The sequence below is a fragment of the Solwaraspora sp. WMMD937 genome, assembly GCF_029581175.1.
Lineage (GTDB): Bacteria > Actinomycetota > Actinomycetes > Mycobacteriales > Micromonosporaceae > Micromonospora_E.
Genome location: NZ_CP120738.1, coordinates 5,120,844 through 5,136,351, shown reverse-complemented (window position 1 = coordinate 5,136,351; position 15,508 = coordinate 5,120,844). Strand labels below are relative to the sequence as shown.

General features: G+C 70.2%; 9 protein-coding genes and 4 pseudogenes. 2 read left to right on the top strand and 11 right to left on the bottom strand.

The window, feature by feature from the left end; all coding sequences use genetic code 11:
* Nucleotides 1-39 precede the first annotated feature (39 nt).
* From O7621_RS22680 to O7621_RS22665, 4 genes and pseudogenes are all read right to left on the bottom strand, one after another.
* A complete protein-coding gene (locus O7621_RS22680) occupies nt 40-1,824 on the bottom strand; it encodes an IucA/IucC family siderophore biosynthesis protein (RefSeq protein ID WP_282234689.1) in 1,785 nt (594 codons plus the stop codon).
* 204 nt (nt 1,825-2,028) lie between these two features.
* Nucleotides 2,029-2,421 (bottom strand): annotated as a pseudogene (locus O7621_RS22675) (GNAT family N-acetyltransferase); the annotation flags it as partial.
* A gap of 47 nt (nt 2,422-2,468) precedes the next feature.
* Nucleotides 2,469-3,830, bottom strand: coding sequence for a lysine N(6)-hydroxylase/L-ornithine N(5)-oxygenase family protein (locus O7621_RS22670; RefSeq protein WP_282231131.1), 1,362 nt, complete (start codon nt 3,828-3,830; stop codon nt 2,469-2,471).
* Entirely contained in the window at nt 3,817-5,340 is a 1,524-nt protein-coding gene (locus O7621_RS22665; RefSeq protein WP_282231130.1) for an aspartate aminotransferase family protein, read from the bottom strand. Before O7621_RS22665 ends, O7621_RS22670 begins: the two co-directional genes overlap by 14 nt.
* 256 nt (nt 5,341-5,596) lie before the next feature.
* On the opposite strand from O7621_RS22665, the gene O7621_RS22660 reads away from it, so the two are divergent.
* Complete coding sequence (locus tag O7621_RS22660) at nt 5,597-6,979, top strand: MFS transporter (RefSeq protein ID WP_282231129.1); 1,383 nt, start codon at nt 5,597-5,599, stop codon at nt 6,977-6,979.
* 3 nt (nt 6,980-6,982) lie between these two features.
* On the opposite strand, the pseudogene O7621_RS22655 reads toward O7621_RS22660, so the two are convergent.
* The 4 genes and pseudogenes from O7621_RS22655 to O7621_RS22635 all read right to left on the bottom strand — a co-directional run.
* Nucleotides 6,983-7,405, bottom strand: a pseudogene (locus tag O7621_RS22655) (N-acetyltransferase); the annotation flags it as partial.
* A 72-nt stretch (nt 7,406-7,477) separates the two neighbouring features.
* Nucleotides 7,478-7,798 (bottom strand): MYXO-CTERM sorting domain-containing protein, encoded by a 321-nt coding sequence (locus O7621_RS22650; protein ID WP_282231128.1) that lies wholly within the window; start codon nt 7,796-7,798, stop codon nt 7,478-7,480.
* Nucleotides 7,799-8,250: 452 nt separating this feature from the next.
* Nucleotides 8,251-9,678 (bottom strand): group II intron reverse transcriptase/maturase, encoded by a 1,428-nt coding sequence (ltrA, locus tag O7621_RS22640; protein ID WP_282231126.1) that lies wholly within the window; start codon nt 9,676-9,678, stop codon nt 8,251-8,253.
* Nucleotides 9,679-10,194: 516 nt separating this feature from the next.
* Nucleotides 10,195-11,220, bottom strand: coding sequence for a transposase (locus tag O7621_RS22635; RefSeq protein ID WP_282231125.1), 1,026 nt, complete (start codon nt 11,218-11,220; stop codon nt 10,195-10,197).
* Nucleotides 11,221-11,245: 25 nt separating this feature from the next.
* On the opposite strand from O7621_RS22635, the pseudogene tnpA reads away from it, so the two are divergent.
* Nucleotides 11,246-11,646, top strand: a pseudogene (tnpA, locus tag O7621_RS22630) (IS200/IS605 family transposase); the annotation flags it as partial.
* A gap of 207 nt (nt 11,647-11,853) precedes the next feature.
* Here the strand turns inward: tnpA and O7621_RS22625 are convergent.
* The 3 genes and pseudogenes from O7621_RS22625 to O7621_RS22615 all read right to left on the bottom strand — a co-directional run.
* Nucleotides 11,854-12,309 (bottom strand): annotated as a pseudogene (locus O7621_RS22625) (glycosyltransferase 87 family protein); the annotation flags it as partial.
* Nucleotides 12,310-12,515: 206 nt separating this feature from the next.
* Nucleotides 12,516-13,883, bottom strand: coding sequence for an FAD-dependent monooxygenase (locus O7621_RS22620; RefSeq protein WP_282231124.1), 1,368 nt, complete (start codon nt 13,881-13,883; stop codon nt 12,516-12,518).
* Nucleotides 13,884-13,887: 4 nt separating this feature from the next.
* Nucleotides 13,888-15,504, bottom strand: coding sequence for an FGGY-family carbohydrate kinase (locus O7621_RS22615; RefSeq protein WP_282231123.1), 1,617 nt, complete (start codon nt 15,502-15,504; stop codon nt 13,888-13,890).
* Nucleotides 15,505-15,508 lie beyond the last annotated feature (4 nt).

Below are 15,508 nucleotides of genomic sequence, written 5' to 3'. Positions count from 1 at the left end.
CGTACCGGGCCGTCCCGGCGCCGGCGCCGGACGGAGCCGTCACGGGGCCGGCGCCGCGACGGCGGCGATCGGGTTGTCCTGTGTACCGACGAAGATCAACGACCCGGCCTGATCGGTCAGGTCGACCATCTGCAGTGTGTTGCGCAGCTGCAACCGGTTCAGGCAGGAGTGCCGGAAGGTGGGCGCGAAGAAGTCCAACCGGTCCCGCAACTGCGGGTGGTCGTCGCCGTGCTGGCGGACGCACTCGGCGACCAGTTGCCAGAACCGGTCCGCTGGCAGCACCCCGTCGGCGTCCAGGATCGCGGCGAGGAAACGCAGGAACCCGTCGAAGACGTCGGTGAACACGGCCAGGACCCGGAAGTCGTCGTCGACCGGCATCCGGATCCGTTCGACCGTGGCCGGCAGTTCGCGGTCGTGCATGGCGACGACCTCCTCGCCGATGTCCTTCATGAACACCCGGACCGGTACGTGGTCCGCCAGCACGAGGATCAGGTTCTCCCCGTGCGGCATGAACGCCAGGTCGTGGCCGAGCAGGCAGTGCAGCAGCGGGCGCAGGTAGGCCCGCAGGTACCGGGCCAGCCAGTCGGCGGCCGGCAGGCCGGACGCCGCGATCAGGGCGGTGGCCAGGTGCGCGCCGTCGCGGTCGCGGTGCAGCAGGCTGGCCATGGTGGCCAGCCGCTGCCCGGGCGCGATCCGGGGCACCGGGCTCTCCCGCCACAACGCGGCGAGCATCCGCTGGTACGCCGAGACCGGTGCCCCGCTGCGGTGGTACGCGTCCCCGGTGTAGCCGACCGAGGCCAGCTCCCGCAGCACCTCGAACCCGCAGTCGCGCAGTGTGTCGTCGCCGGCGACCAGGTCGGCGACCCAGTCGTTGATCGGCGGGGTCGCCCGCATGTAGGCCGGGGACAGCCCGCGCATGAAGCCCATGTTCTGGATGGACAGTGCGGTCTTGACGTAGTGCCGGTGCGGGTGGTCGATGTTGAAGAAGGTACGGATCGACTGCTGCGCCCGGTACCGGTCCGGGCTCGTGCCGACCGGGACGATCGCCCGGGACGCCACGTCGGCGGCGAAGGTGACGCCGACCTTGTGTTCCCACTGCCACGGATGCACCGGCAGGTACCGGTAGTTGGCCGGGTCGAGGCCGAGGTCGCGCAGCTGGTCGGCGAACCGGTGCAGCGTCTCGGCACCCAGTTCGTCGAGGTAGTGGCTCTGCTCGTCGACGCCGTGGCCGGCGGTGAAGGTGCTGAGGTCGCGGCGTACCGCCAGCCAGACCAGCCGCACCGGGGTGCCGGCCTCCGGCGCGTACGCCTCGTGGTCGGCCAGGCCGAAGCCGATCCGGCCGTTGTTGGCGACGAACAGCGGGTGCCCCTCGGTCATCGCCGACTCGATGGTCTGAAAGTCGGCGTGCACCAGGTCGGCGGCGCGTTCCCGCCGGTGGTGGTGCTTCCAGGCGGCACCGGCCAGGGTGGCGCTGATCTCCTCCAGGTAGGTGCCGAGCAGCTTCGCCGGAATGCCCAGCGTCTCCCGCAGCTCGACGACGAGGTCGAGGGCGTCCAGCTCGGCCGGTGCGCCCGCGACCTCGCGGGTCAGCGACGCGGCGTCGATCAGCCAGTGGTCCAGAGCGTACCGGCGGGCCCGGAACCGGTACGCGACCCGGTCGCTGGTCGACAGCTGGTACCCGTCGCCGCCGGGGCCGGCCGGGAACGTGTCGTCGGGCCGGGGCTGGATCAGCCGTTCGTGGCTGAACTCGGCGATGGCCTTGGCGACCAGCTGGCGGTGGGCGGCGGTGATCGGGCCCGGCGCGAGGTGGGCGGGGGGTGTCATTGGGCTCTCCGTGGCTGGTCCGTCGGCATCGGCCGCCGCGCCGTCGCTCGGGCTGCTGCCCTCCGGACTGCGGGTACCGCCAAGCCGGCTGGCACTGAACGCGGACCGGGAACAGAAGCTGAGCCGGGCCTGCTTGTCGGACAGTTGGATCAGCCGGTCGACGACGAAGCCGGCTTCGGCGTTCTTCACGGCGATCGCCTCGTTGCGTACGTCGGGCTCGACGACGACCCGGTGGTGCGCCGGGTCGGCGAAGACGAAGGCCATCACCGTCCGCATCACCGCCGACGTCACCCCGTGCCGGGGCTCGCCGTCCGGCGGTGCGACCAGCACGTGCATCCCGACGTCGCCGGGCTGTACGGGGTAGTGGTCGGCGAGTTCGCTGTGTGCGGGTTCGTAGGTCTCGGTGAGGAACAGCGGTACGCCGTCGAGTCGGCCGAGCCACGCGTGATGGCGCGGGTTGGCGTCGATGCGCTGGTACTCGCGCCGTACGGTGTCGAGGTCGGCGTCGGGCATCCCCCAGAACACCGACCGGGGGTGGGTGATCCAGGCGTGCAGCAGATCGGCGTGAGCGGCGACGTCGAGCGGTTCGACGGTCATCCGGCCGAGCGGGTCGTCGATGGTGAACATGATCGTCGTGGCGGCGGTCACCGGATGAGCGCCTCCTGCCGCTGCGTGACCACCGGACCGGTAGCGGCAGCCGGTGCCGACGGTGTGTTGCTGTCCGACGGTGCGCCGAAGTGCTGGAAGGCGATCTTGCGCTCGATCGGGTAGACCTCGCGGCCGAGCATGTTGGCGATGATCACCGAGTTGCGGTAGGGGCCCATGCCCAGGTCGGGTGCGGTGAGGCTGTGGGTGTGCTCCTCGGCGTTCTGCACGAAGATCTCCCGGTCGCCGTGGTCGACGGTGTAACCGAGCGCCACGTCGAACCGGCCCCGCTCGTCCCACCGGATCCGGTCGCGGACCGGGTCCAGGAACGCCGCCACGGCCGGCCGGTAGCCGGTGGCGAGCACCAGGCCGTCGGTATCCATGGTGAAATCGCGGTCCTGCTCCTGGTGGTGCAGGGCGAGTCGGTACCGTCCGGTGTCGGGGTCCCAGTCGGCGCCGGTCAGCGCGGTCCCGGTGAGCAGGGTGGTCGGCACCGGGCCGCCGACGTCCTTGCGGTACAGCGTGTCGAAGATGGTGTCCACCAGGTCTCCGCTGATGCCCTTGTAGAGGTTGCGCTGGTCCCGGTTGAGCCGGTCCCGGCTGGCCGCCGGCAGGGCGTGGAAGTAGCGGACGTACTCCGGTGAGGTCATCTCCAGGGTGAGCTTGGTGTACTCCATCGGGAAGAACCGGGGCGACCGGGTGACCCAGTTGAGCTGGTAGCCGTGGGTGTCGATCTCCTCCAGTAGGTCGAGGTAGATCTCCGCGGCGCTCTGCCCGCTGCCGACCACGGTGACCGACCCGAGGCTCTGCAGCCGGGCCTTGTCCGCGAGGTAGTCGGCGCTGTGCACGGCCGGGCCGGGCAGGTCCCGGACCACCGCCGGGCGGTACGGCACGGTGCCGATGCCGAGCACCAGCCGCCGGGTCCGCAGCGTCGTCGTCGCCCCGGTGCCGGCCTCGGCGACCCGTACCAGGTAGTCGCCGGTCGCGGCGTCGTGCTCGACCCGCTCGACCCGGCTGCCGAACCGGACGTTGGGCAGCTGGGCGGCCGCCCAGCGGCAGTACGCGTCGTACTCGGCACGCAGCGGGTAGAAGTTCTCCCGGATGTAGAAGCGGTAGAGCCGGCCGGTCTGCTTCAGATAGTTGAGGAACGAGTACGGCGACGTCGGGTCGGCCATTGTCACCAGGTCGGCCAGGAACGGCACCTGGATGGTGACTCCCTCGATCATCAGCCCGGGGTGCCAGGCGAACTCGTCTCGCTGCTCCAGGAACACCCCGTCCAGGTCGTCGACCGGCGCGGTCAGGCAGGCCAGACCGAGGTTGAACGGCCCGAGCCCGACGGCGACGAAGTCATACGTTCGCATTGGCGCACACCTCCGGGGTGACCGGCTCCGGGGCGATGAGCGCCGGATCCCATTCGGCGTCGAGCAGCTCCTGGCCGGTGCGGCGAATCAGCTCGATCACGGTACGCAGGTCCTCGACGGTGGTGTTCGGGTTGAGCAGCGTGAACTTGAGCCAGTAGTGCCCGTCGACGACGGTGCCGGCGATGATCGCGGTGCCGTCGGCGAACAGCCGAGCCCGCAGCCGGGGCAGCAGCCGGTCGCAGTCCTGCACCGGTAGCCAGTCCGGTCGGTACCGGAACAGCACGGTGCTCAGCACCGGTCGCATGACCAGCTCGAAGTCGTCGCACTCGCGGAGCAGACCGTATGCCTGCTGAGCCAGGTCGACGACCTGGTCGAACATCTCGCCGAGCTGGTCGGCGCCGATCGCCCGCAACGTCATCCACAACTTCAGGGCGTCCAGCCGGCGGGTGGTCTGCAGGCTCTTGTCGACCTGGTTCGGCACGGTCGCGGTTCGTGGGTTCAGGTAGTCGGCGTGCACCGCGACCCGCCGCATGGTCGGCGCGTTCCGGACGATTATGGCGCTGGAGCTGATCGGCTGGAAGAAGCTCTTGTGGAAGTCGACGGTGACCGAGTCGGCGGCGGCGATGCCGTCGAGCAGGTGCCGGTGGCGGGTGGAGATCAGCAGACCGCAGCCGTACGCCGCGTCGACGTGCAGCCACACCGCCCGGTCGCGGCAGACGGTGCCGATCGCGGCGAGCGGGTCGACACAGCCGCGGTCGGTGGTGCCGGCGGTGGCGACGACCGCCATCGGCACCAGGTCCTGGTCGAGCAGCCGGTCGATCTCGGCGTCGAGCGCCACCGGGTCCATCCGGCCGGCGCCGTCGGTGGCGACCGGGACGACCGCGTCGGCGGCGAGCCCGAGCAGACCGGCGGACTTGCCGACGCTGAAGTGGCTCTCCGCCGTGGCCAGGACCCGCAGCCGGGGCAGCATCGTGGCCCGGTCGGCGTCGGCGCGGACCAGGCGGTCCTCCCGGGCCAGTAGCAGACCGTGCAGGTTCGACTGGGTGCCACCGCTGGTGAAGACGCCGTCGGCGGTCGGGCCGAAACCGATCCGCTCGGCCGTCCAGGCGATCAGCCGCCGCTCGATCAGCGTGCCGGTGGTGCTCTGGTCCCAGGTGTCGACCGAGGTGTTGACGGCGGCGAGCAGCAGTTCGGCGTTGAGCGCGGGGATCGCCACCGGGCAGTTTAGGTGGGCCAGGTAGGTGGGCTCGTGGAACCACACCGCGTGGTCCAGATACAGGCCGGCGACCTCGTCCAGCGCGGCGTCGGTGGTGCCGAGCGGCGCGTCCAGGTCGACGCTGTCGACCTTGGCCTGCAGTGGTGCCACGGCGTCGCCGGAGTACGGCTGGCGGACCGCCCGTACACGGTCGGCGAGGACCGCTGCGGTCCGGTCGATGCTGGACACGTAGGCGTCCACGGTGTGCCGGCCGAACAGATGCGGGTACATTGGTCTCTCCAACACCGCCTCCATAAGGGTAACCTAACCTAACTTAGGCGAGGCTACTTGGAGGGCCGGTGAAACGGAACTGGGCAGGACCCCTTCTCCACGGGGCACGGGGCCGGCAGGCACGTCCCACGCCCCTCGGTGGGACCGCTGCCGTGCGTCGTGACCAGCGGATTCATGCCGCCAGCAGAGGTCGAGCGGACGCTTGTGACCTGCGTCCCACCAGGTGGATTACCCGGTGGATTCCGGGGTGGCCGCTCGGCGTCGGCGGGAGGGCTGCCGGATGACCGTCACGGTCGCCGCCCGCGGGCGGACCATGCCGATCCTGACCGCGCTGTACGTCACCCAGTACCTGGGATTCGGTTTCATCACCGTCGGACTGGCCAGCATCCTGCGGTCCGGCGGCACCTCGCTGGACACTCTCGCGCTGCTCAACCTGATCGGCCTGATCTGGCCGGTCAAGTTCCTCTGGGCACCGATCCTGGACCGGTACGGCCCACGGCGCGGCGGCCACTACCGCTCCTGGCTGCTGATGCTGCAGAGCGGTATGGTGCTGGCCCTGCTGGCCCTGCTCGCCGCCGACCCGGCGACCGGGCGGATCGGCCCGATCGTGCTGATCTGCGCGCTGTTCGTGTTCCTGTCCGCCACCCAGGACATCGCCGCTGATGCGATCGCGGTGCGGATGCTGGCCGACTCGGTCCGGGGCACCGGCAACGGGATCCAGGTGTCGGCGAGCTATGTCGGCAACATTCTGGGCGGCGGCGTCTGCGTGGTGGTCTACGACCGGTTCGGCTGGCAGGCGGCGGTCGGCCTGCTCGCCGCGCTCACTGCGACCGGTCTGCTGGTGGTGTGGCGGTTCCGCGAGCCCGAGCGGATCGCCCGGCCGGCCGGGGCGCTTCAGGCGTACGGCGCGCTGCTGTCCGTCCTGGGTCAGCCCGGCTGCCGCCGCTGGGCCCTCGGCGTGGTGCCGCTGCTCTACATGGGAGCCGGTGCGGCGTACGGACTGGTGTCGCCGGCCCTGGTCGACGCCGGCTGGTCGTTGCAGCGGATCGGCTTCGTCACCGGGATCGTCACCAGCGTCCCGGCCGTCGTCGCCGGGCTGGTGGCCGGCGGCCTGGTCGACCGGATCGGCCGGGCCGGAGTGCTGGTGGCCGGCGGCGGGTCGCTGGCCGTCGCCACCGTGCTGCTGCTGCCGATGTTCGCCGGACGGGCCGCCGGCGCCTTTACCACGGTCGCGTTGTGCTGCTTCATGGCCGCGTACACAGTGGCGAACGTCGCGCTGTACACGGTGAACATGGACTACTCCCGGCCGGGCACCGGGGGTACCGACTTCACTGTGCTGTCGTCGTTCGGGCTGGTCTGCTCCTACCTGGCTGCGGCGCTCGGCCTGACGGCGGCGGCCCGGGTCGGCTACCCGGCGGTCGCGGTGGCCGCGATCGTGCTGATCCTCGCCGGAGTCGCGGTCGGCGTCCGCCACCAGCGCCGGTACCGGCCCGCGACCGGTCCGGCGCCGTTCCCGGAGCCGACCGGATCACCAGGGCAACGGTCGGACGAACATGGCGTGCCGGCGCCAGCCGGGGAAGGGCACCAGGTCGCCGACGTGCTGCCAGCCCAGCACCCGCATGCTGCGCAGCACCCGGGAGTTGGAATCGGCGACCGCCAGTGAGGCCCGTTCCTCGGTGCGGCTGGCCAGTAACTGGGAGAACAACGCCACGCCGACCTGCTGACGTTGGAACTCGGGCAGCACGAACGCCTCGCAGACAGCGAAGGTCCGCCCCGGCCACTCCCGGGCAAGGTCCGGGTCGGCACCCGACCTCAGGTCGCGCCACCAGAGCGTCTCCGGTGGCAGCGGACAGCCCATCACCGTTCCGGCCAGTTGGTCACCGACGTAGCCGACGGTGGCGGCGAACCCGGGTGCCTGCGCTGTCCACTCCAGCCGTTGCTCCACCGACGGCTCGGTGTGGTCGGTCAGGTGCAGGTCCTTGGCGTGCACCTGGCGGTAGACCTTTGCGAGAGCATCGATCTGTACCTGGTCGGTGAGCACCACCCGGTGGCGGCCGGTACCGGTCTCCGTCGTACGTTCGAGGCCCATCCCACTCCCTTCAGTGATGAGGTGAGCCTAACCTAACTGGATGCCCGGGTTCTGCCAAGGCCGACGGTCCCGCTAGAACCACGGGAAGTAGGCACTGGTCAGTACGGTCGCCACGACGATCAGCAGGGCCGGTGCCCGTTGTGTGGTGTCCCGGCGGGTCAGACAGACCGCGGCGAGCCCGAGCAGCCAGAGCAGGTACTGCGGGGAGAGCACCCGGCTGGTCACCACCGCCACCCCGACGGCCAGCAGCGCCAGGTCGAAGCCGACCGTCGGGGCCCAGTCGGTCCGGCGCCTCCGGAACAGCCACCACCAGCCGAGCAGGCCCAGACCGGCGAGGGTCGCCGCGGGCAGCACAGCGGCGACCGAGGTGGCGACCGGGTGGATGAACTCCATCGCGCCTTGCCATCCTCGCCGCCCTAATCGGCGGCGATTCCAGCCACGCCGCGCGTGACACGCGCAGTGTTCTGGTGGGTTACCGTTTCACCGCGCGGTGCCGGGACGGGTCCCGGTCCTACCCGCGCTCCACGGTCGTTGACGTCCGCCTGCCCGGCGGCCTTGATGTTGATCGCGGCGTTGACGTCCCGGTCGTGGTGACCGCCACACGGACACACCCACGACCGGACGTCCAGCGCCATCCGCTCGTTGATCCGGCCGCAGTCCGAGCACATCCGGGTGGACGGGAGCCACCGGTCCACCCGGGCGAACGTACGTCCGTAGTGAGGTCGGTTCGGGGCGCCCTGTCGGTGTTGCCACCGGTGGGTTTCCCCGAACCGCCTCCCGAACCCGCCGTGCGCCTCACAACGCAACGGGCTCTCCACAAGCCCCGTCAGGTCACCTCGTTGTTCTCACCAGGCGGATGGCCATGGGCTGGGGATCTGCGCCCCGCGATATCGGTAGCGCGTGGTGGGCACCTTCGCAGGGTTGAACAGCGATCCACGTTCCGTGACCGGCCACCAACCACCGCGGCAGTAGATGCGGCGGATGGTCTTCCAGTTGGCCTTGAAATGTTTGCGCCGCGCCCAGCGGATCACCGTCTCCCACGCATAGTGGGACAGGTATTGGAACGTGGCGCTGGACACTCCGGGCCGGAAGTATGCACACCAGCCTCGCAACACGGGATTCAGCTCCCGGAGCAGGGCTTCCAGTGGCATGTTGACGTTCCTGCGGCAGATCGTCCGCACCTTGGCCACCACGGCCTGCACCGACTTCTTGGCCGGATAGGTGTAGACGTACCGCTGGGCAGTGCCCTTCTTCTGGTGACGCTGGATGCGCCAGCCGAGGAAGTCCAGCCCTTCGTCGATGTGCGTGATCTTCGTCTTCTCCACCGACAGGCGCAAACCCATCGGAGTGAGGGCTTCTGCCACCTGGTCGCGCAGGTCTTTCGCATGGTCGCGGTCACCCGCGACCAATACCAGGAAATCGTCGGCGTACCGGACCAGCCGGAAGTTCGCCTTCCCCTGACGTTTGCGTTTGGCCCGCTCGCCCTGGGCGGAGTTCGGCCCTCCTGGGGCCTGGGCGATATGCTCGTCCAGGATCCCCAGAGCGACGTTCGCCAGCAGCGGCGACAAGATCCCGCCCTGCGGAGTGCCGGTGTCGCTGTCTCGCAGCGCGCCGTCCTGCTCCAGGATGCCCGCCTTGAGAAACGCCTTCACCAGGCTCAGGACCCGCTTGTCTCCGATCCGGCCACGGACTCGGTCCATCAGAGCCACGTGATCGATCATGTCGAAGCATGCCTCGATGTCGCCCTCGACCACCCACTCGTAGTGATGGGAGGCGAAATGACGGCTCTCAGCGATCGCGTCATGAGCCCGACGCCCGGGACGGAACCCGTAGGAACACGGGAGGAAATCCGCCTCGAAAATCGGCTCCAGCACCAGCTTCAGGGACGCCTGCACCACCCGGTCCGCGACGGTCGGGATACCCAGACGACGCCACTTGCCATTCGCCTTCGGGATCATCCGTTCCCGCACCGGAACCGGTCGGAAACTGCGGTCCTTGAGTTGCGACCGCAGCTGGGCAAGGAAACCCTCAACACCCAAGCCCGCTTCGACCATCACGACGGTTCGGCCATCGATCCCAGCCGTACGGGCTCCCTTGTTACTCCGCACCCGATTCCACGCAACCAGCAAGAACGCGGGATCGGTGACGAGGTTGAACAGGTCGTCAAACCGTTGATGAGAATCGTTGGTCGCCCAACGGTGCAGCTTGGTCTGAATACCCAGTACCCGCAATTCGGCCCGGTACAGCGCCGATTCCAGCTCGTCGGTATTCACCGGCGACCTCCTGGCATTCCAGCATCCTCCCTGCTGACTTGCTGGCTCCCTTCGCCATGTACACGGCTCTCCCGCGCTCGGACTACTACGGAGCCTCCGTCCCGCCTGATGATCATCAGCCGGCGATGGGCCTGTCCCCCGCACGGGCCGGCTGCCCGGTCAAAGGACGATCATCAGGCGGTTCCCACGTTCACTGCGCAACCGTTCGACCAGCACGGCACCCGGCTTTACCCCGACAGCATCACCACGCCTACGCCGCAGACATTCAGCGTGGTCTCCGCAGCAACTACAAGGACACTGCCACGAAGTCGGACCCTTCACTGGAGAGGGTTCCGCGCGCTGCACACCAGCCCATATCCACCAGGTTCGAGCTGGCACAAGGATTACAGGGCTTCAGCCACCGGTTCACTCGCGTTGTACCTTCTGGTCTCGCTTGCCGGACCCGCATCGTCTGGCAGTGCCGACACGTCCCGACGTTGTCAGGGCTGCTTCCCGCCCTCCCCGGCACCCCCCGGATCAGACTGCCCCCAGCTTCCACGCGGCTGCTGCGACAGCCACGCGACGATGGTCTCTCACCTCCGTACGGTTACTCAGCGCCTCGTGGCGCACCCTCGCCGCCTTGTACTCCAGCATGCCGACGAACGACGACCATCCGGCGTCGTGGACGGACTTCGCCAGCCGGGTCCGGCCGAGACCGACGACACACAGGTCCTCGACGTACACCGCTTGATTGTCACGGATGATCGTCGTGGACAGCTTGTGCTGCCAGTCCCGCCGGGTGTCGGCCACCCGGGCGTGCGCCCTGGCGACCTTCACGACGGCCTTCCCACGGCGGTTGCTGCCCCGCTGTTTACGGGACAGGGCCTGTTGCAGCCGCTTGAGCCTGCGGGCCGCGCGGCGCAGGAACCTGGGCGCGGCCACCTTCGTGCCGTCCGACAGGACCGCGAAGTGCGTCAGCCCCAGATCGATCCCCACCTCGGCGTCGGTCGGCGGCAACGGCTCGTCCTCGCCGGTCTGCACGACGAACGAGGCGAAATACCGCCCGGCGGCGTCCCGGATGACCGTCACGGACGACGGGTCCGACGGCAGTGTCCGGGACCAGCGGACCGTGAGGTCGCCGATCCTCGGCAGCCGCAGACGACCGTTGTCCAGCACCGTGAACCGGGAGTTACGGGTGAAACGGATGGCCTGCCGGTTGTCCTTACGGGACCGGAACCTCGGCGGCGCCACCATGCGGCCTTTACGCCTGCCCGACACGGAGTGGAAGAAGTTGCGGTACGCGGTGTTGAGGTCCGCGAGGGCCTGCTGCAACACCACCGCCGACACCTCGCCCAGCCACGCCCGTTCCGGAGTCGTCTTGGCCCGCGTGATGACCCGCTTCGACAGTTCGGCGTCCGACACGTACGGCAGGCCCTGCTCGTGGGCGGTCTGCCGGAGGCGCAGCCCGTCGTTGAACACCACCCGGGCGCATCCGAACGCCCGGGCCAGCGCGATCTGCTGGCCGGGTGTCGGATAGACCCGGAACTGGTACCGGAGCTGCACGAACCACACGATATCGTGTTGGTCTATGGCCGAACATGAAGACATCCGCACCGGCAGGCACTGCGTCTTCGCGATACATGTTCATTTGGTTTCGTGACGAAGTTCCGGCACCCGGTGTTCGCCGACCGGCACCTGACCCGCGTGGAGGCGATCATGCGGGACGTGTGCACGGACTTCGAGGCCGAGCTGGTCGAGTTCAACGGCGGCCACAGCCATGTCCACCTGCTGGTCGACCACCCACCCAAAGTCGCCGTCGCCCGCCTGGTCAACTCACTCAAGGGCGTCTCGTCGCGCCGCCCGCGGCAGGAGTTTCCCGACCTGGTGCAGCACTACTACCGGGCCAACAAGCTCTGGTCGGGCTCGTACTTCGCGGGCTCCGTCGGCGGCGCGCCACCAAGCATCGTGAAGCAGTACATCGAGCGGCAGAACCGGCCAGGTCAGGGCACTGCTCGGGCCCTGGCGGCCCTCCCAGCGCGGGCCTTCACCCCCGGCCTGAAGGCCGGAGCACTGGCCCGCATTCCGGTAGCTGTACTCCACCACGATCGCCGGATCGGCGACCCGGGTCAGGACCAGCGGGGTGGCGGCGACCGACTCGACCTGGAGCCCGCGGTCCACCTGGTTGTCCGAGAAACCGGACCAGGCACCGGCGTAGGAGACCGTCAGTGCAGCGCCCAGCACGGCCGTCGCGGTCACGAAGCCGATCGACATGGGGCGCAGCCCGCGCAGCGGCCGAGCGCTGATCAGCAACATCGCCGGCCAGACCTTGGCCAGTGCACCGACCGCCAGGGTCGCGCCGGCCAGCGCCGGCCGGCGGACCGTGGCGGCCAGCGCGACCACCGCCGGCGCGGTGACGAAGACGTCGTACCGCGCGTAGGTCAGCAGACTCAGCAACGGTACGGCGAGCGCCCAGCACAGCGCGCCGAGAACTCGGTTGCCGCCCCGGGACAGCCGGATCAGGGCCAGCAGGACCACCAGGTCCGCGCCGAGGGCGAACAGGACGAAGACCGTGGCGTAGCCGGTCCGCGTCGACTCGGCGAGCCAGCCGACCGCGACGAACAACGCCGCCGCGCCCGGCGGGTACTGCCACATCGGGTCGGCGCCCGGCACCCGGCCGTCGCGCAGCTGCCCGCTCCACCGTCGGTACAGGTCGACGTCGGCGAACACCTCACCGGCGTCCAACCCGGGAACGAGCTGTGCGTAGACCGCCATCAGCGCGGCCCGGGTGATCAGCCACACCAGGACCGTGGCCGGCACCGCTCACCGGCTCTGTAGGAGTCTCATCCGCGTCGGCAGCGTCAGCTCGACGGCGGTGCGACCAGCTGCGGGCCGGGCCGACCGCGCAGCACCCGCAGCGCGACGGCCGGGCGGACCACTGCGGACAACGGTGCGACCAGGTGGAACACGTCGGTCAGGGCGCGCTGCACGTACGGATCGCGGTTGGCCACGTCGGCTGCCCGGTCCAGGTACCAGCGGGACAGTCCGCCGCCGCGCCGTGGCCGTGGCCCGACGGTCGTCGGGTACCGCAGGTCGGCGCCGGTGGCGATCAGCCAGGCGGTCTCGCTGCAGTCGGCCACCCGGGCCTGCGCTGCGCGGCCCAGCGTGCCACCGCTGTCGCGCAGCTGCTCGGCCAGCACCACCGCCGTCCGGGCAGCCACGGCCATTCCCTGGCCGTAGACCGGATTGAAGGTGCAGGAGGCGTCGCCGACCACCGCGAACCCGTCCGGCCAGCGTGGCATCGCCTCGTACCGGCGGCGATGGTTGGCGGTGTTGCGGAACCCGTGAATCGGTGAGTCGGGCGTGGCGTCGCGGATCGCCTGGTGGATCAGCGGGCTGCGCAGCCCCCGGGCGAACTCCAGGAAACCGGCCTCATCGGTCGGCGGGTGGTCACCGCCCAGTCCGCCGAGGGTCACCATCCACCGTCCGTTCTCGATCGGGTAGATCACCCCGCCCCGACCAGAGCGTGGCGGCTGCGGCATCACCACGATGTTCTTCCACCCGTTACTGGCGCCCGGCGGCAGCAGGTAGCGCCGGCTCGCGTAGCCGAGTCCGGAGTCGACCCGGGTCTCGTCGGGGCGGCCGTAGCCGAGCTCGGCCAACCAGTCCGGCGCGTGTGAGCCGCGGCCGCTGGCGTCCACCACCAGGTCGGCCGGCAGGTTCCGCTCGGCCGCGCCCGCCGCGCGGGGACGCGTCCGAACGCCGGTGACCGCGTCGCGGCCGTCGGCGCCGAGCAGTCCGATCACGTCGTGGGACGGCTCGAACCGGATCCGTGGATCGGCGGCCAGCCGCTGGCGGACCGTCCAGTCGAGCAGCTCCCGGCTGGTCCCGACCAGCTGGTGGGTCGCCGGGAACCGTTCCCGCCACCCGGTCGGCGCCAGGTACAGGACGTCGGTCGGCGCGTCGACCCGAACCGCGCCGGCGGCGTGCAGTTCGGCGATCAGGCCGGGGAAGAGCTGATCGAGCGCACGCTGCCCGGCGGTGATCAGCACGTGCAGGTGGTGCGCCTGCGGGACGCCGGCGCGAACCTGCGGCGCGTCGGGGAACCGATCCCGGTCGACCACGGTCACCCGGTCGACGTGCTCGGCGAGTGCGCGGGCCGCGCACAGCCCGGCGAGACTGCCGCCGATGACGACTGCGTGCCGGGCGGCGGAACCGGATCGTTCCATGCCGTCATCTTCGCTGATCGGTCCGATGTGCACCACCGGGCATCCGCCGGTACACCGGGGCGAGTCGGCGGTGCAGCTCCCGGTAGACGTCGAAGAGTTCGTCGTAGCGGACGCGGTGCGCCGCCGTCGGGGCGAACACCTGGTCGGTCCGCAGCAACGCCGGGATCTGCCCGAACGTCAGCTGCCCGGTGCCGACCGCGCCGATCCAGCCGGCGCCACGGGCGTTGACCGCGACCGGGTCCGGGTCCCGACGCATCTCGACGCCGAGCACGTCGGCGAAGATCTGGCACCAGGCCGTCGACCGGGCACCGCCACCGGTGACCGTCAACGAGCTCACCGGGGTGCCGAGGAACCGGTCGACCGCCGCCGACAGCCACCGGGTGTTCAACGCGACGCCTTCGAAGACGGCCCGCAGCAGATCGGACCGGTTGGTGTCGAGCGAGATGTTGACGAACGCGGCACGCAGGTCCGGATCGTCGACCGGTGCGCGTTCGCCGTACAGCCACGGCAGGTAGAGCACCCCGTTGGCGCCGGCCGGCACCGTTGGCAGGATCGCGTCGAACGCGTCGAAGATCGACGTCTCGTCGGTGGTGAGGCGGCCGGCGCCGACCAGCGGGTCGTCGTACTCGACGATCTTGTCTTTCAGCCAGGTCAGGTTCGCCCCGGCGGTGGCCTGCAGCGCGGTCATCAGGTACCGGTCGCCGATCGCGCACGGCACGGCGGCGATCTGCGCGACCGGGTCGGTCTTCTTCCGGCGTACGTGCGCCGCGATCCACGATGAGGTGCCCAGGTACAGGTGCGGGTCGTCGTCGGCGGTGGTACCGGCGCCGATCGCCGCCGCCGTGGTGTCGATGGCCCCGGCCACCACCTTGACGGTCGGCGGCAGACCGAGGTGGGCGGCGGCGTCCGGGTGCAGTGTGCCGATCACGTCGGTGCAGGCCACGATCGGCGGCAGTTTGTCCGCGTCGATGCCGCAGTCGGCGACCAGGGCGGGAGAGTAGCGGACCCGGTCGGGTCGGCGGTTGTCCGTCACCCACGAGGTGAGGATCGAGTCGACCGTGGCCACCGTACGGCCGGTGAGCTTGAGGTTGATCCAGTCCAGCGCGTTGAGGAAGGTCGCGGTCCGCGCGTACACCTCGGGCATGGTGTCGCGGACCAGCAGCATGTGCGCGGCCGGGTCCTTGCCGGTGGTGGACGGCATCCCGCCGGTCAGCCGCAGCCAGCGCACGATCCGGCGGACCGACATCCCGCCGTACGCCGGAAAGCCGCCGAACTGCCGACGCAGGTGCGCCGCACCGCGCATGTCCAACCAGGTGATGCAGCGGGTGAGGGGTTCACCGGCGGCGTCCACCGCGATGGTCCCCTCACCCTGCGCGGACGAGCAGACGGTGGTGACCGCGCGCAGATGCTCCGGGTGAGCCCGGCCGAGGTCGGCGACCACCTCGGCGAGCGCCCGCCACCAGGCGTGCGGGTCCTGTTCGGCACCGCCGCCGGGCACCATCAGCAGCGGCACCGGGCGCTGCGCCCAGCCGGTCACCGTGCCGTCCACTGCGACCAGCGCCGCCTTCATCCCGGAGGTGCCCAGGTCGATCGCGAGAACCTGCGGGGGCGTGGCCGGCACCGGG

What these genes read in the sequence shown, in the direction of transcription:
- O7621_RS22670 (WP_282231131.1), bottom strand. Translation starts at nt 3,830, where the DNA reads ATGCGAACGTATGACTTCGTCGCCGTCGGGCTCGGGCCGTTCAACCTC.
- O7621_RS22680 (WP_282234689.1), bottom strand. Translation starts at nt 1,824, where the DNA reads ATGACACCCCCCGCCCACCTCGCGCCGGGCCCGATCACCGCCGCCCAC.
- O7621_RS22620 (WP_282231124.1), bottom strand. Translation starts at nt 13,883, where the DNA reads ATGGAACGATCCGGTTCCGCCGCCCGGCACGCAGTCGTCATCGGCGGC.
- O7621_RS22650 (WP_282231128.1), bottom strand. Translation starts at nt 7,798, where the DNA reads ATGGAGTTCATCCACCCGGTCGCCACCTCGGTCGCCGCTGTGCTGCCC.
- O7621_RS22660 (WP_282231129.1), top strand. Translation starts at nt 5,597, where the DNA reads ATGACCGTCACGGTCGCCGCCCGCGGGCGGACCATGCCGATCCTGACC.
- O7621_RS22665 (WP_282231130.1), bottom strand. Translation starts at nt 5,340, where the DNA reads ATGGAGGCGGTGTTGGAGAGACCAATGTACCCGCATCTGTTCGGCCGG.